Origin of the sequence: Dolichospermum sp. UHCC 0352 (assembly GCF_009711925.1) — a bacterium.
In the GTDB taxonomy this organism is placed as follows: domain Bacteria; phylum Cyanobacteriota; class Cyanobacteriia; order Cyanobacteriales; family Nostocaceae; genus Dolichospermum; species Dolichospermum lemmermannii.
On record NZ_VIKY01000317.1, the window covers coordinates 24,765 to 45,672 of the forward strand.

A 20,908-nucleotide genomic window follows, 5' to 3' on the forward strand; every position below is an offset into this window, starting at 1 on the left:
TATAGGAGATAAATAACAATTTTATATCATAAATTGGTTACATAAAATCAATAATTTTGGCTCTAACGTTCCCTTTATGTAAACATTTATTGTAGGTTGGGTTGACGTATGTTACCCAACAACTCTTACTATCTTAACGCCAATGTTGGGTTTCACTTTATTCAGAGCATTAGAACCAAAATTTCTGGTAATATTGGATTTCTATATAGTATAATTAAAATCAGCAAATTATCACCATTCAAGAGGTGAATCATGGTTCAAACCTTAACCAAATCAGTCAGCTTTGAGGAGTTTATCCAATCCTATCCAGAAACAGGATCACGTTATGAATTACACAATGGAGAAATTGTAGAAATGAACCCACCAGTAGGAGATCATGAATTCGTAATTGGTTTTTTAGCCCGTAAGATATCAGGAGAATTAGATAGACTTAATCTTTCTTACCTCATACCTAAAACAACATTAATCAAAACACCAAAATCTGAATCTGCCTATTCACCTGATATTTTATTACTCAATCCTGCTAACTTACCTAATGAACCTTTGTGGAAAAAAGAATCAACCATTACTCAAGCTGCTTCAGTTCCTTTAGTGATAGAAATTGTTAGCAGTAATTGGCAAACAGATTATACTCATAAAACCAATGATTATGAATCAATGGGTATTTCTGAATATTGGATAGTTGATTATGGTGCTTTCGGTGGTAAAAGATTTATTGGTAATCCTAAACAACCGACTATTTCTATTTATTCTTTAGTTGATGATGAATACATAGTTAATCAATTTAGAGGTAATGATTTAATTATATCGCCATTATTTCCAGAACTCAAATTAACACTTTCACAAATTTTACAAAATATATAAATACTGTAAGCGTCAGATACCCGACTTGTTTAAGAAGCCGGGGATCTGATCTGATCTAAGAACAATATAAAGTATCTCTTGTATCCCTTTTTGTCACGGGATTAGTACCTTTTGCCAACTTACATAGTTTCTTTTGTTCATCTTGACGCAGTAGGACATCGGTAAAATCTGCACCATCTATTATAGCACCATCAAATCTGGCGTTAGCGGCAAATGCTCCTTCTAATATGGCGTTGGTTAAGTCGGCTTTAATCAATCGCGCTGAATCTAATGTAGTATTAGTTAGGTTTGCTCCCTGTAAATTTGCTGATTCTAAATTGGCGGCGAAGAAACTCACACCACTTAAATTAGAGTTACTAAAATTACTGTAACGAAGATTTGATTTAGTAAAACTGGAGTCTGTTAAATCACGTCCAGAAAAATCAGAGTTGATCAGAATTTCTTTGTTATATTCCAGTGCTACAGCAGTAGGGACAAAACTTGCTAAAGCTGTGGTGGAAATGATTGCCCAAAGTAATAAACTGAGTATGCTTATCCAATTGCGATGTTTAGTATTCATGGTATTGTTAATTAATGGCTAATCCTTCTCCATTTAATTATGCAGATATTGGTAACATAGGTGAAGACCTGGTAGCCAAATGGTTACAATCTACAGGTTGGGAAGTTTTGCAGCGTCGCTTTTGGTGTCCTTGGGGAGAAATTGATATTATCGCTCAATATCAAGACTCAATTGTGGCGTTTGTTGAAGTGAAAACCCGCAGTTCTGGTAATTGGGATGAGGGGGGAAAAAATGCCATTACTCCCCAAAAACAAGCAAAAATTTGGCGGACGGCGGAAATATTTTTAGCTGAATATCCACAAAAAGCTGATTATGCTTGTCGCTTTGATGTAGCACTGGTTCACTATCAACCAGAAACTAGAAAAATTATTGGGGACAAATTTTTAGAGCGTTTATCTATATCTGGATATGAGTTTAAACTGCAACAATACATTGAGGCAGCTTTTGATAAATAATAAATGCTATGGCGAAATTATTTTTACTTTGCGATACTTAATTTAGAACTGTTTAAGCGAGTGTTTCTGGACAATATCCTAAACCTCGAACAAACTGTTGTCTAAATGCTTCAATTTCTTCCCTTTCCGGGCTACCATGAGAAACAACTGCTACTTGGTAACGACGCATTACGTCTACGGGTGTTTGTCCGGCTTCTAAACTCCAAAACGCCATTTGGACTCTCATTGGTGGTTGATAGCTAATTCCCAATTCACTCAAGAAAGCTCGAAAATCGCCGTCTTGTTGATCTGAGACTGTTTCTTTGAATTTAATTCTGACTACCCAACCATCAATTTGATGAATCACGCTCACAAAGGATAGGGGAAGTTGTGGTCTACCATGTAGGTATTGAACGATTCTCAGGGTGAGGGTGGCATTGCCTAGATAGTATAAGTATTCCATCATCATGTTATGGGATTAAATTTAGTTCTACCTATCTATCTTCGTTAATGGGGTGGAGTTCCCGGTAGGGTAAAAGCACCCGTTCTTTTATGGGGAGATTTACCCAATCTGGGCAGAAGGCAGAAGGCAGGGGGCAGGGAGAAATAATTTTCCCAATTACCAATTACTCAATTACTCAATTAATATGAAGCAAAAAATACTACAAGCAGAATCACAAGATATCAATTTAGATTGTTCGTTGTCTGGTTATGAATACGAACTTCCACCGGGACGAATTGCCCAAAACCCTGCTGTTCCTAGAGATAGTTCTAAGTTATTGGTGGTAAATTCTCCTGAAACCGCTAAGACTATACCACCACTACATCACATTTTCCGTAATTTGCCGGAACTGTTAAAGCCGGGAGATTTGCTAGTGATGAATAATACTAAAGTTATTCCCGCTCGGTTGTATGGCTATACGTCTACGAGTGGGAGTGTGGAGGTGTTACTGGTAGAGGAACGGCGACATAATTGCTGGTTGGCTTTGGTGAAGCCAGGAAAGCGGTTTAAGATAGGCAATGAAATTATTTTTACATCGGGGGAACAGGGAAATAAACAAACATTAAAGGCAACAGTGGTTGAGTCAGATTCGGAAACTGGGGGGCGATTATTACAGTTTGAGTTACCGGAGCAAGTTCCTTTATTGCAGGTGTTGGGGACATTTGGACAAATTCCTCTACCACCTTATATCACGGCTTCTACGGCTGCTGATGAACAGTATCAAACAGTGTATGCGGCTGAAGAAGGAGCGATCGCAGCCCCAACAGCAGGATTACATTTTACACCGGAATTACTAGAAAAATTGCGTAGTTGTGGCATTAATCAGGCTTTTATTACTCTTCATGTGGGTATCGGTACTTTTCGCCCAGTAGAAGTAAAAGATGTTACTACCCATGCTATGCACGAAGAATGGATTGAAGTTCCTGCTGATACCGTTGAGCAAATTCGGGCTACTCAGGCTGCTGGGGGGCGAATTATTGCGGTGGGAACAACAGCGGTAAGGGCTTTGGAGGGTGCAGCACAATTGGGAGATTTACAGCCATTTGTGGGGAAGACAAATTTATTTATTTATCCTGGGTATAAATGGCAGGTTGTGGAGGGTTTAATCACCAATTTCCATTTACCCCGTTCTAGTTTATTGATGCTGGTTAGTGCTTTGATTGGTAGAGAAAGATTGTTGGATCTTTATCAAGAAGCAATTACTTCTGAATACCGCTTTTATTCTTTTGGTGATGCCATGCTGATATTACCAGAAGGGAAAAGCATTAAATTATGAATTTTTGATGAAGTAATGGATCATCTAATTGAGATTAGATTCAGGATGACTTTTTACTTTTCGTTACATATTACTCTTCGAGAAGCCGCTCCGCGTCTACGGTTTTTTTCCGTTCACCTACTTAATTGAAAAAATTATTATTCCCTATTCCCTATTCCCTGTTCCCTGTTCCCTGTTCTCTATATTGGTAAACGATTTATATCTTTATTGCAACCAATTACTACCATTGCAGAACCTTTTTCTAAACGTTTAGTTGGTTCGGGATTAATGATAAATTTACTATCATGACTGACAGCTAACATATTTAAACCATAGCGGTTACGAAGTTGAAGTTCAGCAATGGTTTTTCCATGAAATTCATCAGGAACAATTAATTCAACAATACTATTATCTGGGTCAAGATCAAATCTTTCTAAAATTCCCGGTTTAGTAAGTGTGCGTGCTAAAGCACAACCGGCTTCATATTCAGGAAATACTACATGATCTGCTCCCACTCGTTGTAATAATTTACGGTGAACTTCACTAGAGGCTTTTGCCACCACGTGAGGTACACCACCTTCTTTGACATTTAAAGTAGTAATAATACTTTCCTGAACGTAATTACCAATTGCGACAATAACGGTATCAAATTCAAAAATTCCGGCTTCTTTTAGTGCTGCTGGTTCGGTTGAATCTAGTTGCAAAGCATGACCAACAATTTGTTCGTTCAAAGCTTCAGAAACTTGCTTTTCGTTCACATCTGTAGCCAATACTTGATAACCTAAATTATGCAATGTTGAACAAACGGAACGACCAAAACGACCTAACCCAATTACAGCAAATTGGTGGTTATCTTTACGTAAACTGCGAAGAAATTTTAATGATGAAAGATTCATAATTGGTAATTGGTGATTGGTAATTGGTAATTGGTACACTAAATACGGAATGAATAATCCCTGTCCATAATGTAGTTGATTTTGATACTACTAAGTAAACCACCTAAATTAGCTATGCAAATAACTAACAGCGAAATCAAAGCTATGCGGGAATTAATGCCTGATTATACCCCCGGACTGGAAGCAATGGATCATTTAGAAAAGCACAATGGCGACATGGAAACGGCTTTTCAAGATTTATGGCAAGAAAAAAATGGTCAAGCTATGATGGGGGGAGATAAATCACTTTTACAAATCACCCTCAAAGCCTTGCGAAATGAACTTTGTGGTGATGATGGGTTTCGTGGTCAACTCAGAGAATATACCAGAAATCCGGGCAGTTCTCCTTTACTCACAGGTGTGATAGTTTCCTTAGTGGGTTTAGCTTCATCCAGTGGTTTACCTCTTGATCCTGCCATTGCGACCGTTATAGTTTTATATATCCTCAAAATAGGGGTCAATATATTTTGCGATTACACTGAACCCCCGGCTGCTAGTGGTGGAACTTTACCCCCAGCCAAATAATTTATAATGTAGGGGCGGGGTTTCCCCGTCCTGGAAGGTTTGTACCCTCACATAACTTAATGCTTATGAATCCAATTATTTTAGATGACTTAGATCCAAATATTATCCAGTGGCTAAATTCTCGCGCTCAAAAGCATGGTCATTCTTTACAAGCTGAGGTAAAGTCTATTTTACAGCAATTAACAGTAGCCAAGACAAAAGAAGTTAAAAGAATGCAGAATTTAGAATTTAGAATTACGTTTTGCAACGGGGATTTTACCCCGACGCAAAACCCGCTGCTTGTAGAAGCAGGGGACTTTAACCCCCAAAGGTAAGTTAAATTATTTGCAGATGATATAATTCAACGTAAAGCAGATTTAATGTTGCAGCAAATTAAAATTCATTCTCAGTCTATAGATAAGAATATGACTGAATTAATGGAAAGTTCCACAGGAAATAATCACCAGGAATTATTAGAAATCAAAGCGAAACTCAAGGAATTGAAACCCGGAATTTCATTAGGTAATTTATCAATCAGAGAAGCTAGAGAATTAGGAAGATAATTTGAATGTTATTTGTTTTAGATTGTTCAAATATTCTCTTTTTCCCCTGTTCCCCGTTCCCTTAATTCTTGGAGGTATAGCAAATGGTAATGCAGCGGCCACAAACTAACCCAACTTCTCAAATTCTACCATTAGAAAATGGCGATCGCTTATCACGCCATGAATTTGAACGTCGTTATGCTGAAAGTCCCGATATTAAAAAAGCTGAATTAATCGAAGGAGTAGTTTACGTGGCCTCACCCTTACGTTTTCAACGTCATGCAGAACCCCATGCTAAATTGATGATTTGGTTAGGAAATTATCAAATTTATACCCCTGGAATTAAATTAGGAATTGAACCTACCATCAGATTAGATCAAGATAATGAACCTCAACCCGATGGAGTTTTATTAATTGATGAAAGTTTGGGTGGAAAATCTCGAATTACCGATGATGATTATATTGAAGGCGCACCGGAATTAGTCGCGGAAATTGCCGCCAGCAGTGCAGCTTATGATTTATATGATAAGAAAAAAGCCTATAAACGGAACGGCATTCAGGAATATCTTGTTTGGCAGAGTTTAGAAAATAAATTAGATTGGTTTGGGTTACATGACAGTGAATATATATTACTGCAACCTGATACAGAGGGAATTATTAAAAGTCAAGTTATGCCCGGATTATGGTTATCTGTAACGGCATTATTAGCAGGAGATATGGTTAAGGTTTTAGAAGTATTGCAAACAGGATTAAACTCACCAGAACACAGGGAATTTTTACGGCGTTTATCAGGTTGATGATATAATTTAAGTAGGATTTTGATTTTCAGATTACAATTTAATCAGAGAAATAGGCTTATTAGACAAAACAAATGATAACAGACTACATTCAATCAGCCTTAAAACGCGCTAAATATGAACTTTTAGAAGATGGTACTTTTTACGCTGAAGTCCCTGAATTACAAGGTTTATATGCCAATGCACCTACACTGGAAAATTGTCGGGAAGAATTAAAACAATCTTTAGAAGAATGGATTGTTTTAGGATTGCAGTTAGGACATAATATACCTGAGTTAGATGGTATTTACCTTGCTTTGAAAAAGGATGTAGCTTGATGCCAAGCTTTGCACCTATTAGTCGCCGGGATTTAATTTATTACCTGAAACAAATTGGCTTTGATGGTCCATATTCAGGGACAAGACATCAATTTATGGTTAGAGATGATGTGAGGTTAATAATTCCTAATCCTCATGAAGGAGATATTAGCAAAAGCTTATTAGCAAAGATATTAAAACAAGCTCAAATTAACAGAGATGAATGGGAAGTGCTTTAAAAATTTATTATTTTTCTATTTAACGCAAAACCTTTAACCCGTCTGGGAATGAATTCCCAGTCTCATAGCAAAAGTCATCTAAAGATGACTAAATAACCTGAAAATTGTTTAGTAAACTTTAGTTTACTTTGGCTATTAGCCCTGAAATTCATTTCAGGGCGGTTGTGAAAGCAAACAAAACAACCGTATTTATTTTATCACTCTGGTAATCTCTCTAAAAATCGCCAAATTCGATTTTGATAGCTAAAGCTAGTTGATAAAAGTCCCGTGCTTGGGCATATTCCCGCATTTCTTGGGCTACTATTCCCAAATTGTGGTATGTTCTAGCTTGAGAAAAGCGATCGCCAAATTCGATAAAGATAGATAAAGCTAGTTGATAAAAGTCCCGTGCTTGGGCATATTCCCGCATTTCTTCGGCTACTATTCCCAAATTTGTAAAGTTTAAGTAATGAGATTTTCTAAAGTTTTAAATCTAAATACACCAGAACGCCAAGCCCAAAAATCAGGAGCAAATTTAGCTAATCGGTTAATAGCGTAATCTGGTAAAATGAACAAAATAGGATAAGGGACAGTTTTTTTATAAGCATCCCTGACAAAATTCAAATCTTGTAAAAATGGCGGATATTCACCAAACACACCAATAGATTTTTCTAAACCTTGAATAATTAATACTAACTTTTTATTTGCTTCTTTTTCAATTTTTGGCAATTTTTTGACAATTTCATCACGTAAAAAGCGCAAATTAGGATCAGCAAATTTGAGAATTACAAATTGAATTTCCTCACATTGGGAATTTGTTTTTAATGCCTCAATTAATAACTCTCCATCAGGAGGAAAATTAATCTCAATAAATCCCAAAGTGAACTTTTCAGAGAAATCAATAAACGTCAATAATTCCGCCAAAATATCTTGATTCAGAGCGACAAATTGCCCTAATTCGGCGTTAAAATAATGTTGTAATCTCTGCCTGTGCTTTTTGGAAGAATTCATTTTGCTTCACCACTGGGTTAGGATATCATTAATATCTGTTTCTTCATTTACTTCTAAATAAATGACATGATAGTTTTATTCCCATTGACTTTGAATCTTTTTCAACTCTGTACTTTTGCCAAATGACAAAGAACCCAGATGTGTAGGGGTAAAGCCAGAGCTAAACCCCTACGTTTAGAATCAAACAATCAAGCCGTTTTGAGTATAATAACTGGGGAATGTGGTATCTAATTTCCGTTCTTCCTGAGTTCGATATCAATTGGTAATTGGTGATTATCCAACAAGGAGATTTTCTTCGGGATAGTGGATTCTGCTAGGACGAGGATCACCTAATATAGATGACATTAATAATAAAACACCAACTCGACCAATATACATTGTGAGAATTAAAATTAATTTTGCTGCAATAGAAACAGTCCCTGTAATTCCTGTAGAAAGTCCGACTGTGCCAAAGGCTGATACTACTTCAAAAAGAATTTGAATAAAAGCCAATTTGGGGTCGGTAATACTAATTAAAACTGTGGCAACAATGACTGTAGCTAATGAACCAAACACCACCCCTACGGCTTTTAGAATTAAAGAAATGGCAATTTTGCGATTATATAATAATACCTCTTCTTTGCCTTGAAGAATTGCATTTGTACAACTGGTAAGCACTCGTAAAGTAGTGGTTTTGATTCCTCCTCCTGTACCTCCAGGACTTGCACCAATAAACATCAAAGCAATCATAATGAATAATCCAGCATTAGTCATTTTCCCAATATCAATACTATTAAAACCAGCGGTTCTGGTACTAACTGACTGAAACCAAGCGGCTAATATTTTATCAGATAAACTTAATTGTCCAAAGACACTATCGTTTCTGATTTCTACAAAGAGAATTGCAATTGTTCCTAACACTAATAATATTAAAGTTGTGCTAGTAGCAACTTTGAAATCTAGAGAGAATACTAAACAACTTGTTTTTTTGACTATGCGGTCACGTAACCACAAATACATATCCAAAATGACCTGATAACCAATACCTCCAAAGATAATTAAACAGCCAATTGTGATAATCACTAAAGGAGAAGATTGATAACCAATTAAATTGTCTTTAAATAAACTAAATCCAGCATTATTCCAAGCACTTACACTATGAAAAATCGCTAACCAAGTTCCTTCTTGCCAACCTTTTTCGGGAACAAAGACTATCATTAATAAAAATACTCCCGTGAGTTCAAATAATAAGGTAGTCGCAATAATAGAACGGATAATTTGACTGCTACCACTCATGCCTGGACGGTCTAAAGCTTGTTGAATTGCTACTTTTTGTCGCAGGTCAAATTTTCTGCCAATTAATAACATTAAAAATGTGGTAGTTGTCATATAACCTAAACCACCAATTTGGGCTAATAAGGCAATAAACAACTGACCTAAAAACGAAAAATCAGTACCAGTATCTACCACTGCTAAACCTGTGACACAAACCGCCGAAGTTGAAGTAAATAGGGCAACAATTGGGTCGTTCCAATTACCATTACCAGTAGAGAAAGGCATTGTCAAGAGAATTGCTCCCAAGAGAATGACAGCGACAAAGCCCAAACAAATTGTCCGCGCAACAGTCATAAGTAATTAAAAATGAAAAATAAATAAACTTTGTGCAATTAGGCTATTTTGACATCTTACCAAGGTAGAATTAATGAGTTATTCCCAGGCAGAAAAATATCCCTATCTAATTAAAAACATAGATGGTAGCCTAAGAATAAGTTTTTTTTCAATTTCCTGTCATTTTTTAATTATTAAATTCATGAGTCAAATACTTTACAAACAAATTCAGGAATTTTACGATGCTTCTTCCAGTCTGTGGGAACAGATTTGGGGAGAACATATGCACCACGGTTATTATGGTGTAGATGGTAAACAGGTAAAGGAACGCCGTCAGGCACAAATTGATTTAATTGAAGAGTTGCTAAAATGGGCAGATGTTAAAGGTGCTGAAAATATTCTTGATGTCGGCTGTGGAATTGGTGGTAGTTCTTTATACTTGGCGGATAAGTTTGGGGCCAATGCTACGGGAATTACATTGAGTCCTGTACAAGCCGCTAGAGCCACCGAAAGGTCTTTGGCAATGAGTTTGAGTCAAAAGACTAGATTCATGGTTGCCAATGCCCAAGAAATGCCCTTTGATGATAATTCTTTTGATTTGGTTTGGTCACTGGAAAGCGGTGAACATATGCCAGATAAAACTAAGTTTTTACAAGAGTGTTATCGCGTGTTAAAGCCCGGTGGAACTTTGATTATGGTGACATGGTGTCATCGGAATACGGATAAGTCACCACTAACAACGGATGAGCAAAAGCACTTAGAGGATATTTATCGAGTCTATTGTTTACCTTATGTGATTTCTTTAGCGGAGTATGAAGCGATCGCTTGGCAATTACCATTAAATAATATTCGCACGGCTGATTGGTCAACCGCAGTTGCACCTTTTTGGAATGTTGTCATTGATTCAGCGTTTACACCCCAAGCATTTATCGGTTTATTAATGGCTGGTTGGACTACAATTCAGGGGGCATTATCTTTAGGTTTAATGCGTCGAGGTTATGAAACTGGATTAGTTAGATTTGGATTATTACGCGGGACAAAATAAGTCCAATTCTGTTTAAAGATGTACTCAATTTAAGGATAAACGAACCACAGAGGCACAGAGGACACAGAGAAGAAAAAGATAAGGTTAGGAAATTCGGCGCAGTTTCATAAAGAAATGGTATAAGTTCAATTCCTTTAGGTGCTTACGAACAAAAAAGAGCAAAAAATGAATCAATTTTATAAACAAAGTTCTGCTATTTTTCCAGGAAGTTGGTTTTATTCTTTTTGGAAGTTTTCCCGTCCCCATACAATTATGGGAACAACTTTGAGTGTTTTGGGTTTATATTTAATTACCCTGGGTGTCACTTCGACAAAGTTTTCTGGTTTGCATATTAGTCAAATTTTAGCAACATGGATTGCTTGTATCTGTGGCAATATTTATATTGTTGGTTTGAATCAATTGGAAGATATTGACATTGATAAAATCAATAAACCAGATTTACCTTTAGCGTCGGGAGAATTTACCAGAGGACAAGGACAATTAATTGTTATTATTACTGGTATTGTGGCTTTGGCTTTAGCATGGCTAACGGGACCATTTTTAATGGGTATGGTAACGATAAGTTTAGCAATTGGTACGGCTTATTCTTTACCACCAATTCGGTTAAAACAGTTTCCATTTTGGGCTGCTTTGTGTATTTTTTCGGTGCGGGGAACGATTGTTAATTTAGGTTTATTTTTGCATTTTAGTTGGGTATTGCAAAGAAGCCAAGGGATTCCGGGTGCAGTTTGGGCTTTAACGGTGTTTATCTTGGTATTTACATTTGCGATCGCTATTTTCAAAGATATTCCTGATATGGAAGGAGATAGAGTTTATAATATCACAACTTTCACCCTCCAACTCGGACAACAAAAAGTATTTAGTCTCGCACTTTGGGTATTAACAATCTGTTATGGAGGTATGATTTTAGTAGCTTTATTGAATCTTGCGGAAGTTAACACTATCTTCATCTTAATCACTCATACAGTAGCTTTAATTGTGATGTGGTGGCAAGGTGCTGGAGTTGATTTACAAGACAAACAAGCCATTACTAATTTCTATCAATTTATCTGGAAATTGTTTTTCATTGAATATCTAATTTTTCCTGTTTCCTGTTTATTAGCTTAAACTCATGTTAGCAACATTTCCTACTTCCAATATTATCGCCATTTCCGTAGTCATTTTTGGTCTTGCCATTCTTGGTTATTTAAGTATCAAAACATTGATTACTTCTAATTTATTTCAAAAAGGCATCAATTTTTATCAAGCTAAAGATTTTGAAAATGCTGAAATAGCTTTGAGAAAAGTCATTGCTATCAACTCTACCAATGATATGGTACGTTTGCTGTTAGGAGATATTTTAAATCAGAAGGGACAAATTGCCGAAGCAAAAGCGTTATTTTGTGGAGTAATTGATAGTAGTCCCAAAAATCCTGATGCTTATTTACGTTTAGCGAATATTCTCATGCAGGAACAACAGGAAGTAGAAGCGAAAAGTAATTTAGTTCAAGCAAAGGAATTATTGCAAAAACAGCGTCAACCAGAAAGGGCTAAAAAGGTTAGTGTTTTGTTAGATAAAATGTCTAAACTGTGATTTTTAGGATTTTGATGATTTTTGGGATTATTGATGTTAAATTAATAGTCCATTTGCTTCTTTTATCACTTGAGAGATTTCAGGTTTATCAGAAGCAGATAATTATAATCACATTTTGACTATCCTTATCCATCCGATTTTTGATGAGGGATACATTTATGCTCATTGGTGTCAACTTAACGCAAAATCTTCATCCCGCAAGAAACTCAAGTTCCTTGCTAATAGCGAAAGTCATCTAAAAGATGACTAAATACTAGGAAAATTCATTAGTCCGTTTTAACGGACTTGAGCTATGAGACAGGGAATTTATTCCCTGACGGGTGTGGAAGCCAAGCAAATAAGCCATCTGTAACCTAAGTTGACACCAATGAGTTATGCTATATCCCTACTTATTGTTATTATCAATCCTAATCACGAGGGGCATTGAAAGCTTCCCAAGCAGCCTTAGCAGCATTTTGGAATCTGTCGCTCAAATCTGTGACATCCTTATGCAGTAAGTTCCAATTATGCTCCAATTCTTCTTGAATTTTAGCCCAAGAATATTCTAAGCGGTCTCTTTCGATCAGTTTGTCTTTTTCAATAGCTTCTCGTACCTGACGCACAGCATTTAAATAGGTTTCACGGGTAATAGTTCCAGCCGATTCAGCTTCAGCTTGGGCGCGGTTCTTAATCGCCTCTAATAATGCTGTAGTTTCCTGTTTAACTTCATCTATTTCCCCATTTTCGCTGGTATGAAGACTAATTTCTACGATTTCTATAGATTCAATATTGTTAGTAGTCATAGTTGCCAGATCCTGTTGGTAAAGTTTACTTGTGGATGAATATTGCACCTGTAATCATCATAATTTGGTCATCAGTTAATTGGGGATTTATGAATATACTTATGACCAAAGATAGATTATTAACGACTAATCAGTTGCCGTTCTAATTGTAGTAAAGCTTCTACTCTTGCTTCAGTTGCTGGGTGACTAGAGAAAAGATTTCCCAAAAACTGCCCAGAAATGGGATGAATAATTAATAATGGTTCAAAAGCTGGGTTAGCATTCAAAGGCATTTGTCTAGCTGTAGATTCTAACCTTTGTAAAGCCCTAGCTAAGGCGCGAGGATTACCTGTTAATTTTGCCGCACCAGCGTCAGCGGAGAATTCTCTAGTGCGGGAAATAGCCAACTGAATAATTGTTGCAGCCATAGGGGCAAAAATAACTGTAGCTAATACACCTAAAGGATTGCCACCTCTTTCATTATCCCGTGAACCGCCACCAAACCACAGACTATAACTGAGCATTTGTGCTAGGAAAGAAACAGCCCCAGCCACAGTAGCCGCCACCGCTTGAGTTAAGGTATCACGATTAATAATGTGGGTAAGTTCGTGGGCAATTACGCCTTCTAATTCATCCTCTGGGAGGATGTCTAAAATCCCGGCGGTGACAGCCACAGCCGCGTGTTCAGGATCTCGTCCTGTAGCAAAAGCGTTGGCAGTGGGACTAGGAACAATGTACACTCCCGGCATGGGAATATTGGCACGGCTAGATAATTTTTGGACAATACGATACAGTGCTGGTGCTTCCGCTGCGGTGACAGGCTGGGCGTTATATACGGCTAAAGCAATCTTATCTGATTGATACCAGGAGAATAAATTAGTCGCTGCTGCTAACCCAATTCCTATAATCAAGCCCCCCGTACCACCAATTACCCAGTAACTAATTGCTATCAATAAGCCACTTAGAGTCCCTAGTAAAATAGCCGTTTTCAGTTGATTTCCCATCTTGATAACTCTCCTACTTGTGCTGTATTAATTTTTATAACTTTGTCTGGACAACAGCATCCTTTTAGCCACCTCTTGATTGTATCGAGTTCAATTTTGAGGTACAGTGATGAAAACCTGTCACCAAAGTACGGTTTTCCGTTTGAGGCTGATTCAAAAAAAGACTAATAATGTTACAACAGACAGAAATTCGTGTTCCCATTGCCATTAGTTTAGGGGCAATAGCTGGGGCTTTAAGTCGCTATTATTTAACTTTGTGGTTGACAAACCGCTTTGGTTTTGGTTTTCCCTATGGAACTTTTTTTATTAATATTAGTGGTTGTTTAGCAATGGGGTTTTTCGCAACTTTAGCTATGGAAAAAACAGCGATGATTTCCCCAGAAGTTAAGTTGATTGCCGCTACAGGATTTTTAGGTGCATATACTACTTTTTCTACTTTTGGGTTAGATACAGTTGGCTTGTTACAACGTGGTAATTGGTTAGCTGCTGCTGGTTATTTTTCAGGTAGTACAATTTTAGGAATTATCAGTGTTCAATTAGGGATGGTTCTTGCTAGAATGTTCAATTAGAAGTTATGGGAAATTAATCAATACAGAAAATGGTGCAAACACAATCTCTGATCAACGATAATTCTATCACAGAAATATTACCTGGAGGGAGTAACCCAGATGCTTTTGAATTAGCAGAAGCATGGTATCCAGTTCACTACCTTCAAGATTTAGACAAATCCAAACCCACACCTTTCACTCTTTTGGGTAAAGATATTGTGATTTGGTGGGATCAAAAAAACTCATCTTGGCAAGTATTTATAGATCAATGTCCTCACCGTCTTGCACCTCTTTCTGAAGGCAGAATTAATGAAGATGGACTATTAGAATGTCCTTATCATGGTTGGTCATTTGCTGGAGATGGAACTTGTCAAAAAATTCCCCAACAGGTTGCTGGTGGAAAAGCAGAAACTTCTCCAAGAGCTTGTGTTTCATCCTTACCAACAACAGAGAAACAAGGATTATTATTTGTCTATGCTGGTAATCCAGAAAAAGCTGTAAATACGAAAGTTCCTGTAGTTGAACCCATCGAATCAGCACCAGAAGGATGGGTAATCATGAACACTTTTCGAGATGTTCCTTATGATGCTTTAACATTATTAGAAAATATCCTTGATCCTAGTCATATTGCCTTTACGCATCATCTTACAGTGGGAAATCGTGCCAATGCTGCACCTTTAGAATTAGAAATAGTTGAATCAGGAAAACATGGTTTTGAAGGGATTTGGAAACAAGGATTAAAAGCGGGACAATCGGGAAAACTTTCCACAACATTTATTGCTCCTGGTTTGATGTGGCATGATATTAATGCGGAAAAAGGCAGAATTTTAACTGTTGTTTATGCTGTCCCCATTCGCAAAGGTGAATGTCGAATTATTGCCCGGTTTCCTTTTAAGTTCAAGTCTCAAATTCCAGGATTTTTTATTAAAATTCGTCCTCGTTGGTATGTCCATATTGGACAAAATGGCGTTTTAGAAGATGATCAAATTTTTCTCCATTATCAAGAACGTTATTTAGCGGATAAAGGTGGTAGTGCTAATTTTAATAAGGCTTTTTATCTAGCGACAAAAGCAGATACTTTTGTGGCTGAGTTACGTAAATGGGTAAATCAATTTCATGGGGAAACATTTCCAGGGGAATCTTTACCACCACTTTTATTGAATAAGGAAGGATTGCTAGAAAGATATCATTCTCACACAGAAAAATGTGCCAGTTGTCGTCAGGCTTTAAAAAGAGTTCAACAGTTAAAATTCTGGTGTGGTGTTCTTACTATCGTTGCTTTAGCTAGTAGTCCTTTGTTGGCTTTTTTGGTAGAAACAAAATCAATTTTATTAGTGCTGGTAGAAACATTTATTCCTCTTTTATTGGGTGCAGCATGGTGGAAATTAAGTCAGTTGGAAAGGGAGTTTTATGAGGGAAGAATTATCCCCCCTCGTAATTTACCGGAGAAAAAAAGATAAATTGGCGGTTTCAAATTTCACTTAATAATATTGATTGGGGGAAGTGCTAAATAAAAAAATATTAACCCAAATTACTGCCCAAATTGCCCAACCTAATTCCGGTGTTTGGGGTTCGGGAAGTTCGTGATAACCAGATTGTTTTAATCTTAAATTAGCTTCTGCCTCGCTGATACCTTAAGGAGTAGTTTTTAGAGTCTTGTAGACATCTGTAGGTGTCAGCGTCCAAATATGAAAGTTTGAATTCATACTTTTGGTATCAATCGGGCTTTGATATTCTAGATGCCGAGTCTATGCCTTTTCATCTGTCTGAGGTGTGGAGTGGGTTTTTTAGGGTGGTTAGATGGTAGGATATGTCAGCAATATCGCTTTTCATAAACCCATACATAATTTGACTTTTAATCTTTAAACAAGATGAGAAATCCCTCTTGTGTAAAATGTTTATCATGGGTTAAAATATCTATGATATTGAGATTTTTCATTGTTATCATAGAAATACAGTCTGTTAAACTATATCCTTTATCAAATCTTTGTTGAAATAACTCTAAACCAGCTATAAATGATTCATGGGTTTGAGGTATTACTTGAATATTATGATCTTGAATAATTTGAACTACTAGCTGAGAAACTGCTGCTCTCATTGGTGTGGGAAAGGAAGCAAAAAAATTTATGGTTTCTGTTAAAACTTCCTCTGTTGTAATAATTTCAATATTTTCAAGATTAACGCTATAGCTTTTTACACGCTGATACCATGAATCACTTTTATTAATCAATGCTATCCAATAAAATGTATCTGCAAAAACTCTTTTCATTATTTATTGTCTATTATTGTATGGATTTTTGTTGATAAAGATAGTAATCATGTTTTTCTGCTCCATCAGTAGGAAGTGTTTCTAAAACTTCTTCAGGAATGTCTTTAATAATATCATCAGCTACTTCCCAAATAGGTTTATATTCAGTTGGTTTCAAGTTGTTTTTTTCTTTGATAGCACGAACGAAATTAAGTATTTGGGTTAGTTCAATTTCTGGTATTTGCTGTAGTTCTTGTATAATTATTTCTTTGGTTTGCATAAATAAGGTGATGGTATTTTAATGGATGTCTAATATGATTTTAGCAAAAGTTTAGCAAAAAGTATAAACAAAAGGCCAAGCCAGAAAAAAGAAACTGTTGGGGAAGTCGGTTTTTTACCCATTTTCCATTTTTAGACTTGACAAGACGCAAAATATTCGCTATATTTATATTATGAGTGGAAATCTGTCCGCGCATATATAGTAATATTTTGTATTGTTAACATCATTATTTTTACCCATATCTAAAATATCCCTAATTTCTTTGATCCAATCATCCTGTATCAAAATCAATTATCCTAGAAGTTGAGGATCTAAATCCTGTTAATCCTTAAATCCTGTTAATCCTGATTCACACAAAATACTATTTCATCATGTTACAACCAGGAAAACCATTAAAACAACGTCCCCAATACATTATAGAAAAAGTCATTGGAGAAGGAGGTTTTGGAATTACTTATAAAGCTAGACATCAAGATTTGAATTTTCCCGTTGTTATTAAAACTCCTAATAGTTGGTTGTGTAGAGATGTTAATTATCCTAAATATGTGGAAGGTTTTCGCAAGGAAGGAAGAACATTAGCCAAAATTTCTCAAAATCATCATCCTAATATTGTCAGAATTATAGACTTTTTTGAAGAAGATAATTTACCATGTTTAGTCATGGATTTTGTTAAGGGTGAAAATTTATATCATTTAATCCAAGACAAGGGCATTTTATCGGAAAAAATTGCTATTGATTATATTAAACAAATTGCTGACGCTTTATCTATCTGTCATCAAAATGGCATTATTCACCGGGACGCACATCCTGGGAATATGATATTAAGAGAAAATAGCAATACTGTAATTTTAATAGATTTTGGTTTAGCCGGAAATGTGAATAGTCAAAGTATTAATCAAACTGGTAATCGGGCTTTTGCACCTTGGGAGCAAATCGTAGAAGTAGAGAAAGCACCAAGTATTGATGTTTATACTTTAGCTGCTTCTTTGTTTTATTTATTGACTGGAGATACTCCCACACCTTGTTTAGCCAGGAAGATGTTAAATAATGATTTAATAGAACCAAAAACAATAAATTCAAAAATTAGTGATAAGTTAAATAAAGCGATTATTAAAGGTTTAGAATTAGAACCTAAAAACCGTCCGCAAAGTATAGAGAAATGGGTAGCTTTATTTCCTAATCTAAGTAGTGGTAATAATGGTAATGACGTAGAATTAAAATCAGCCATAGGGATGGATTATAGTAAACTGCGTGACTTACTCAAAGCTGGAAGATGGAAAGAAGCTGATGAGGAAACATTGCAGTTAATGTTGTGTGTGGGAGAACGGGAAGAGGAAGGTTGGTTAAGAATAGAAGATATTGATAATTTTCCTTGTGATGAAATTCGCACCATTGACCAATTATGGGTAAAATACAGTAATGGTAAATTTGGGTTTTCTGTACAAAAACAGATTTATCAAGCTTTAGGAGGCTCGAAATATTATGATCAAAAAATGTGGGAAGTATTTGGTGAAATTGTAGGATGGAGGATAACAGATGATTGGTTGTATTACAGAGAAATTATTTTTGATATAAAAGCACCAAAAGGTCAATTTCCAGCTTGTATCTGGGTTTTGATATTTAAAGTCATGAGCAGTTTTGAGTATATAAATGTAGGATGGGATATATTCTCTCTTATTGAAAATTGTTATCCTAATCAAAAGTCTAATATTCAAAATAATAAATTAATAGAATTAGATGATATTGAGTTAATATCAGCCGTAGGAATGGACTACAGAAAACTGCGTTACTTACTTGCAAAAGGAAAATGGAAAGAAGCAAACAAGGAAACAGCAAGGGTAATTTTAGCAGTTGCGAAACGGGAAGATGAAGGTCGGTTAGATGTTCAACATATTGATAATTTTCCCTGTGAAGACCTTCGTACCATTGACAAGTTGTGGGTTGAATACAGCAACGGTAAATTTGGTTTTTCCGTGCAGAAAAGGATTTATCAAGGTTTGGGTGGAAAGAGAAGGTACGATGAGAAAATATGGCAAGCCTTTGGACAAAAGGTAGGATATGGAAACGTAGGGATGTTTGACTACAATGATATTATTTATGATTTAAAAGCACCAGAAGGCCACCTCCCGGATTTTTTGGTGTGTTGGTGGGGTTTTGGGTGGTGTTGGGTTGAGGATGTGGTGATTCTCTTCTCTCGCGTCGAGACTTGTAACCTTTTTCTAGTACAGGAAAAACAGCCGCAAATTATACCCACAGCACAACCTGTAAACCAAGAGGTACAATTAAAATTATCCTGTGGAATAGACTATAGGAAACTGGATAATTTACTCAAAGCTGGAAACTGGGAAGAAGCGGATAAAGAAACAAGACGGGTAATGTTAGCAGTTGGGAAACGAGAACAAGAAGGTTATTTAGATACTAAAAGTATTGATGATTTTCCTTGTGAAGACCTTCGTACCATTGACCATCTGTGGGTACAATACAGCAGTGGTAAATTTGGTTTTTCAGTTCAGACACGCATTTATCAAGGTTTAGGTGGAACAAGAGAATATAAAAGTGCAATCTGGCAGAAATTTGGAGACACGGTAGGATGGAGAAAAGGACAAAGATGGTTATCCTATCGCGATATTACTTTTGATAAGGCATCACCAGAAGGAAACCTCCCAAATTGTTGGGGGAGGGAGGCGCAAGGATGGGGGAGGTTGTGGTTGTTGTTGGTGGGTTGTTTCTTCTCTCGTGTCGAGACTTGTAAACTTGTTTCAGTACAGGAAAGACAACCACAAATTATACCCACACCACAACCCGTAAACCAAGAGATACAATTAAAATCATCCCGTGGAATGGATTATAGAAAACTGCGTGACTTACTCAAAGCTGGAAAATTGAAGGAAGCAGATGAGGAAACAGCACGGGTAATGTTAATGGTTGCGAATCGGGAACAAGAAGGTTGGTTAGATGTTAAACACATTGATAATTTTCCCTGGGTAGACCTCTGCACCATTGACCAGTTGTGGGTAAAATACAGCGATGGTAAATTTGGTTTTTCTGTGCAAAATCTCATTTATCAAGGTTTAGGTGGAACGAGAGGATATAGCAGAGAAATCTGGGAGAAGTTTGGGGACAAGGTAGGATGGAGAAAAGGAGGAAGTTGGTTGTACTACAGTGATATTACTTTTGACAATAAAGCACCAGCAGGCCACCTCCCACGGCGTGAATTATGGATGGTCGGTAGTGGTCACTGGTTATATTTTATTGTTCTCTTCTCTCGCGTTGAGACTTATAAACTTTTTGTAGCACAGGAAAGACAACCACAAATTATACCCACACCACAACCTGTAAACCAAGAGATACAATTGATGGATTATAGTAAACTGCGTGATTTACTCAAAGCTGGGAAATGGAAAGAAGCAGATGAAGAAACCAGACGGGTAATGTTAGCAGTTGCAAAACGGGAAAAGGAAGGTTGCTTAGATGTTGAACACATTGATAATTTTCCCTGTACAGACCTCCGCACCATTGACCAATTGTGGGTGGGATACAGTAATGGTAAGTTTGGTTTTTCTGTGCAGAAAAGGATTTATCAAGGTTTATGTGAGAAAATCTTGCAAGTTTTTCGTGAAGATTATCAAGATTTAGGTGGAACTAGAAATTATGATGAGAAAATCTGGCAAACCTTTGGTGATCAGGTAGGATGGACAAAAGGAGGAAGTTTGTTGTACTACAGGGATATTAAAACAGGCCGTCTCCCTGGTGAGTGGGTGACTTTCTCTGACGTTTCTGTGCTGTGGTCTCTTCTCTCTCGTCGAGACTTGTAAACTTTAAAATATAAGCCTCATTACCAGCAAACCCCAATTTAAACTGATATCCCGTTTATACAAATCTAAATAAAATCTTGATATTTTGGAAAATCCTCGTTTTTAAAAACTAATTTGCTATGATCGTTAT

Annotated in this window: 25 protein-coding genes; 15 read left to right on the top strand and 10 right to left on the bottom strand. The window is 36.6% G+C overall.

What is annotated here, in order from left to right; all coding sequences use genetic code 11:
- The first annotated feature begins 252 nt into the window (after positions 1-252).
- A complete protein-coding gene (locus FJR06_RS22875; protein ID WP_015083646.1) occupies positions 253-864 on the top strand; it encodes a Uma2 family endonuclease in 612 nt (203 codons plus the stop codon).
- 55 nt (positions 865-919) lie between these two features.
- Here FJR06_RS22875 and FJR06_RS22880 read toward each other — a convergent pair whose 3' ends face one another.
- The gene (locus FJR06_RS22880; RefSeq protein ID WP_168652326.1) at positions 920-1,423 is read right to left on the bottom strand and encodes a pentapeptide repeat-containing protein; all 504 of its coding nucleotides are present in this window, start codon (positions 1,421-1,423) and stop codon (positions 920-922) included.
- Positions 1,424-1,437: 14 nt separating this feature from the next.
- On the opposite strand from FJR06_RS22880, the gene FJR06_RS22885 reads away from it, so the two are divergent.
- Complete coding sequence (locus FJR06_RS22885) at positions 1,438-1,878, top strand: YraN family protein (RefSeq protein ID WP_015083648.1); 441 nt, start codon at positions 1,438-1,440, stop codon at positions 1,876-1,878.
- A gap of 52 nt (positions 1,879-1,930) precedes the next feature.
- Here the strand turns inward: FJR06_RS22885 and FJR06_RS22890 are convergent, their stop codons facing one another.
- Complete coding sequence (locus FJR06_RS22890) at positions 1,931-2,320, bottom strand: hypothetical protein (protein ID WP_015083649.1); 390 nt, start codon at positions 2,318-2,320, stop codon at positions 1,931-1,933.
- 184 nt (positions 2,321-2,504) lie between these two features.
- Here FJR06_RS22890 and queA point away from each other — a divergent pair, with 184 nt between their 5' ends.
- Positions 2,505-3,635, top strand: coding sequence for a tRNA preQ1(34) S-adenosylmethionine ribosyltransferase-isomerase QueA (gene queA, locus FJR06_RS22895; RefSeq protein WP_015083650.1), 1,131 nt, complete (start codon positions 2,505-2,507; stop codon positions 3,633-3,635).
- Positions 3,636-3,814: 179 nt separating this feature from the next.
- On the opposite strand, the gene FJR06_RS22900 is transcribed toward queA, so the two are convergent.
- Positions 3,815-4,510, bottom strand: coding sequence for a TrkA family potassium uptake protein (locus tag FJR06_RS22900; protein WP_015083651.1), 696 nt, complete (start codon positions 4,508-4,510; stop codon positions 3,815-3,817).
- 114 nt (positions 4,511-4,624) lie between these two features.
- Here FJR06_RS22900 and FJR06_RS22905 point away from each other — a divergent pair, with 114 nt between their 5' ends.
- From FJR06_RS22905 to FJR06_RS22930, 6 genes are all read left to right on the top strand, one after another.
- A complete protein-coding gene (locus FJR06_RS22905) occupies positions 4,625-5,074 on the top strand; it encodes a hypothetical protein (RefSeq protein WP_168652327.1) in 450 nt (149 codons plus the stop codon).
- A gap of 65 nt (positions 5,075-5,139) precedes the next feature.
- Positions 5,140-5,388 (top strand): hypothetical protein, encoded by a 249-nt coding sequence (locus tag FJR06_RS22910; protein ID WP_168652328.1) that lies wholly within the window; start codon positions 5,140-5,142, stop codon positions 5,386-5,388.
- Positions 5,389-5,433: 45 nt separating this feature from the next.
- Positions 5,434-5,616 carry a hypothetical protein gene (locus FJR06_RS22915; RefSeq protein ID WP_168652329.1) on the top strand — a complete coding sequence of 61 codons (183 nt, stop codon included), beginning with the start codon at positions 5,434-5,436 and terminating at the stop codon, positions 5,614-5,616.
- Positions 5,617-5,699: 83 nt separating this feature from the next.
- Positions 5,700-6,392: a Uma2 family endonuclease gene (locus FJR06_RS22920; RefSeq protein ID WP_168652330.1), complete on the top strand. Its 693-nt coding sequence runs from the start codon at positions 5,700-5,702 to the stop codon at positions 6,390-6,392.
- A gap of 74 nt (positions 6,393-6,466) precedes the next feature.
- Positions 6,467-6,709 carry a type II toxin-antitoxin system HicB family antitoxin gene (locus FJR06_RS22925; protein ID WP_015083654.1) on the top strand — a complete coding sequence of 81 codons (243 nt, stop codon included), beginning with the start codon at positions 6,467-6,469 and terminating at the stop codon, positions 6,707-6,709.
- Positions 6,709-6,927, top strand: a complete 219-nt coding sequence (locus tag FJR06_RS22930) for a type II toxin-antitoxin system HicA family toxin (RefSeq protein WP_015083655.1) — start codon at positions 6,709-6,711, stop codon at positions 6,925-6,927. The genes FJR06_RS22925 and FJR06_RS22930 overlap by 1 nt, the downstream gene beginning before the upstream one ends.
- A 214-nt stretch (positions 6,928-7,141) precedes the next feature.
- On the opposite strand, the gene FJR06_RS22935 is transcribed toward FJR06_RS22930, so the two are convergent.
- From FJR06_RS22935 to FJR06_RS22945, 3 genes are all read right to left on the bottom strand, one after another.
- Entirely contained in the window at positions 7,142-7,357 is a 216-nt protein-coding gene (locus tag FJR06_RS22935; protein ID WP_051155257.1) for a tetratricopeptide repeat protein, read from the bottom strand.
- A gap of 11 nt (positions 7,358-7,368) precedes the next feature.
- Entirely contained in the window at positions 7,369-7,917 is a 549-nt protein-coding gene (locus FJR06_RS22940; protein ID WP_051155258.1) for a hypothetical protein, read from the bottom strand.
- A 273-nt stretch (positions 7,918-8,190) separates the two neighbouring features.
- Positions 8,191-9,525, bottom strand: coding sequence for a TrkH family potassium uptake protein (locus FJR06_RS22945; protein ID WP_015083656.1), 1,335 nt, complete (start codon positions 9,523-9,525; stop codon positions 8,191-8,193).
- Between the two features lie 181 nt (positions 9,526-9,706).
- On the opposite strand from FJR06_RS22945, the gene FJR06_RS22950 reads away from it, so the two are divergent.
- The 3 genes from FJR06_RS22950 to FJR06_RS22960 all read left to right on the top strand — a co-directional run bounded on the left by FJR06_RS22950 (position 9,707) and on the right by FJR06_RS22960 (position 12,122).
- Complete coding sequence (locus FJR06_RS22950; protein WP_041458679.1) at positions 9,707-10,549, top strand: methyltransferase domain-containing protein; 843 nt, start codon at positions 9,707-9,709, stop codon at positions 10,547-10,549.
- 165 nt (positions 10,550-10,714) lie between these two features.
- On the top strand, positions 10,715-11,656 hold the full coding sequence (locus FJR06_RS22955; protein WP_168652331.1) for a homogentisate phytyltransferase: 942 nt from the start codon (positions 10,715-10,717) through the stop codon (positions 11,654-11,656).
- A gap of 4 nt (positions 11,657-11,660) precedes the next feature.
- A complete protein-coding gene (locus tag FJR06_RS22960) occupies positions 11,661-12,122 on the top strand; it encodes a M48 family metallopeptidase (RefSeq protein WP_015083659.1) in 462 nt (153 codons plus the stop codon).
- 407 nt (positions 12,123-12,529) lie between these two features.
- Here the strand turns inward: FJR06_RS22960 and FJR06_RS22965 are convergent, their stop codons facing one another.
- Positions 12,530-12,904, bottom strand: coding sequence for a hypothetical protein (locus FJR06_RS22965; protein ID WP_148760970.1), 375 nt, complete (start codon positions 12,902-12,904; stop codon positions 12,530-12,532).
- 119 nt (positions 12,905-13,023) lie between these two features.
- Positions 13,024-13,887 carry a M48 family metalloprotease gene (locus FJR06_RS22970; RefSeq protein ID WP_015083661.1) on the bottom strand — a complete coding sequence of 288 codons (864 nt, stop codon included), beginning with the start codon at positions 13,885-13,887 and terminating at the stop codon, positions 13,024-13,026.
- 170 nt (positions 13,888-14,057) lie between these two features.
- Here FJR06_RS22970 and crcB point away from each other — a divergent pair, with 170 nt between their 5' ends.
- Together crcB and FJR06_RS22980 are read left to right on the top strand one after the other, a co-directional pair.
- Entirely contained in the window at positions 14,058-14,456 is a 399-nt protein-coding gene (gene crcB / locus FJR06_RS22975; RefSeq protein ID WP_168652332.1) for a fluoride efflux transporter CrcB, read from the top strand.
- A 29-nt stretch (positions 14,457-14,485) separates the two neighbouring features.
- Positions 14,486-15,895, top strand: coding sequence for a Rieske 2Fe-2S domain-containing protein (locus FJR06_RS22980; protein WP_168652333.1), 1,410 nt, complete (start codon positions 14,486-14,488; stop codon positions 15,893-15,895).
- Between the two features lie 395 nt (positions 15,896-16,290).
- Here the strand turns inward: FJR06_RS22980 and FJR06_RS22985 are convergent, their stop codons facing one another.
- Together FJR06_RS22985 and FJR06_RS22990 are read right to left on the bottom strand one after the other, a co-directional pair.
- Positions 16,291-16,704 (bottom strand): type II toxin-antitoxin system VapC family toxin, encoded by a 414-nt coding sequence (locus FJR06_RS22985; RefSeq protein ID WP_039202276.1) that lies wholly within the window; start codon positions 16,702-16,704, stop codon positions 16,291-16,293.
- 13 nt (positions 16,705-16,717) lie between these two features.
- On the bottom strand, positions 16,718-16,963 hold the full coding sequence (locus FJR06_RS22990; protein WP_168652334.1) for a hypothetical protein: 246 nt from the start codon (positions 16,961-16,963) through the stop codon (positions 16,718-16,720).
- A gap of 371 nt (positions 16,964-17,334) precedes the next feature.
- Between FJR06_RS22990 and FJR06_RS24605 the strand changes: the two genes are divergently transcribed.
- Complete coding sequence (locus FJR06_RS24605) at positions 17,335-20,778, top strand: GUN4 domain-containing protein (protein ID WP_371724281.1); 3,444 nt, start codon at positions 17,335-17,337, stop codon at positions 20,776-20,778.
- Positions 20,779-20,908: the final 130 nt, after the last annotated feature.

Bases quoted from the DNA above. Each gene is read 5' to 3' on its own strand.
- FJR06_RS22965 (WP_148760970.1), bottom strand. From the start codon at position 12,904: ATGACTACTAACAATATTGAATCTATAGAAATCGTAGAAATTAGTCTT.
- FJR06_RS22960 (WP_015083659.1), top strand. From the start codon at position 11,661: ATGTTAGCAACATTTCCTACTTCCAATATTATCGCCATTTCCGTAGTC.
- FJR06_RS22990 (WP_168652334.1), bottom strand. From the start codon at position 16,963: ATGCAAACCAAAGAAATAATTATACAAGAACTACAGCAAATACCAGAA.
- FJR06_RS22900 (WP_015083651.1), bottom strand. From the start codon at position 4,510: ATGAATCTTTCATCATTAAAATTTCTTCGCAGTTTACGTAAAGATAAC.
- queA (WP_015083650.1), top strand. From the start codon at position 2,505: ATGAAGCAAAAAATACTACAAGCAGAATCACAAGATATCAATTTAGAT.
- FJR06_RS22875 (WP_015083646.1), top strand. From the start codon at position 253: ATGGTTCAAACCTTAACCAAATCAGTCAGCTTTGAGGAGTTTATCCAA.
- FJR06_RS22890 (WP_015083649.1), bottom strand. From the start codon at position 2,320: ATGGAATACTTATACTATCTAGGCAATGCCACCCTCACCCTGAGAATC.
- FJR06_RS24605 (WP_371724281.1), top strand. From the start codon at position 17,335: ATGTTACAACCAGGAAAACCATTAAAACAACGTCCCCAATACATTATA.
- FJR06_RS22950 (WP_041458679.1), top strand. From the start codon at position 9,707: ATGAGTCAAATACTTTACAAACAAATTCAGGAATTTTACGATGCTTCT.
- FJR06_RS22985 (WP_039202276.1), bottom strand. From the start codon at position 16,704: ATGAAAAGAGTTTTTGCAGATACATTTTATTGGATAGCATTGATTAAT.
- FJR06_RS22920 (WP_168652330.1), top strand. From the start codon at position 5,700: ATGGTAATGCAGCGGCCACAAACTAACCCAACTTCTCAAATTCTACCA.
- FJR06_RS22940 (WP_051155258.1), bottom strand. From the start codon at position 7,917: ATGAATTCTTCCAAAAAGCACAGGCAGAGATTACAACATTATTTTAAC.
- FJR06_RS22925 (WP_015083654.1), top strand. From the start codon at position 6,467: ATGATAACAGACTACATTCAATCAGCCTTAAAACGCGCTAAATATGAA.
- crcB (WP_168652332.1), top strand. From the start codon at position 14,058: ATGTTACAACAGACAGAAATTCGTGTTCCCATTGCCATTAGTTTAGGG.
- FJR06_RS22915 (WP_168652329.1), top strand. From the start codon at position 5,434: ATGTTGCAGCAAATTAAAATTCATTCTCAGTCTATAGATAAGAATATG.
- FJR06_RS22930 (WP_015083655.1), top strand. From the start codon at position 6,709: ATGCCAAGCTTTGCACCTATTAGTCGCCGGGATTTAATTTATTACCTG.
- FJR06_RS22885 (WP_015083648.1), top strand. From the start codon at position 1,438: ATGGCTAATCCTTCTCCATTTAATTATGCAGATATTGGTAACATAGGT.
- FJR06_RS22945 (WP_015083656.1), bottom strand. From the start codon at position 9,525: ATGACTGTTGCGCGGACAATTTGTTTGGGCTTTGTCGCTGTCATTCTC.
- FJR06_RS22980 (WP_168652333.1), top strand. From the start codon at position 14,486: ATGGTGCAAACACAATCTCTGATCAACGATAATTCTATCACAGAAATA.
- FJR06_RS22910 (WP_168652328.1), top strand. From the start codon at position 5,140: ATGAATCCAATTATTTTAGATGACTTAGATCCAAATATTATCCAGTGG.
- FJR06_RS22970 (WP_015083661.1), bottom strand. From the start codon at position 13,887: ATGGGAAATCAACTGAAAACGGCTATTTTACTAGGGACTCTAAGTGGC.
- FJR06_RS22905 (WP_168652327.1), top strand. From the start codon at position 4,625: ATGCAAATAACTAACAGCGAAATCAAAGCTATGCGGGAATTAATGCCT.
- FJR06_RS22880 (WP_168652326.1), bottom strand. From the start codon at position 1,423: ATGAATACTAAACATCGCAATTGGATAAGCATACTCAGTTTATTACTT.
- FJR06_RS22955 (WP_168652331.1), top strand. From the start codon at position 10,715: ATGAATCAATTTTATAAACAAAGTTCTGCTATTTTTCCAGGAAGTTGG.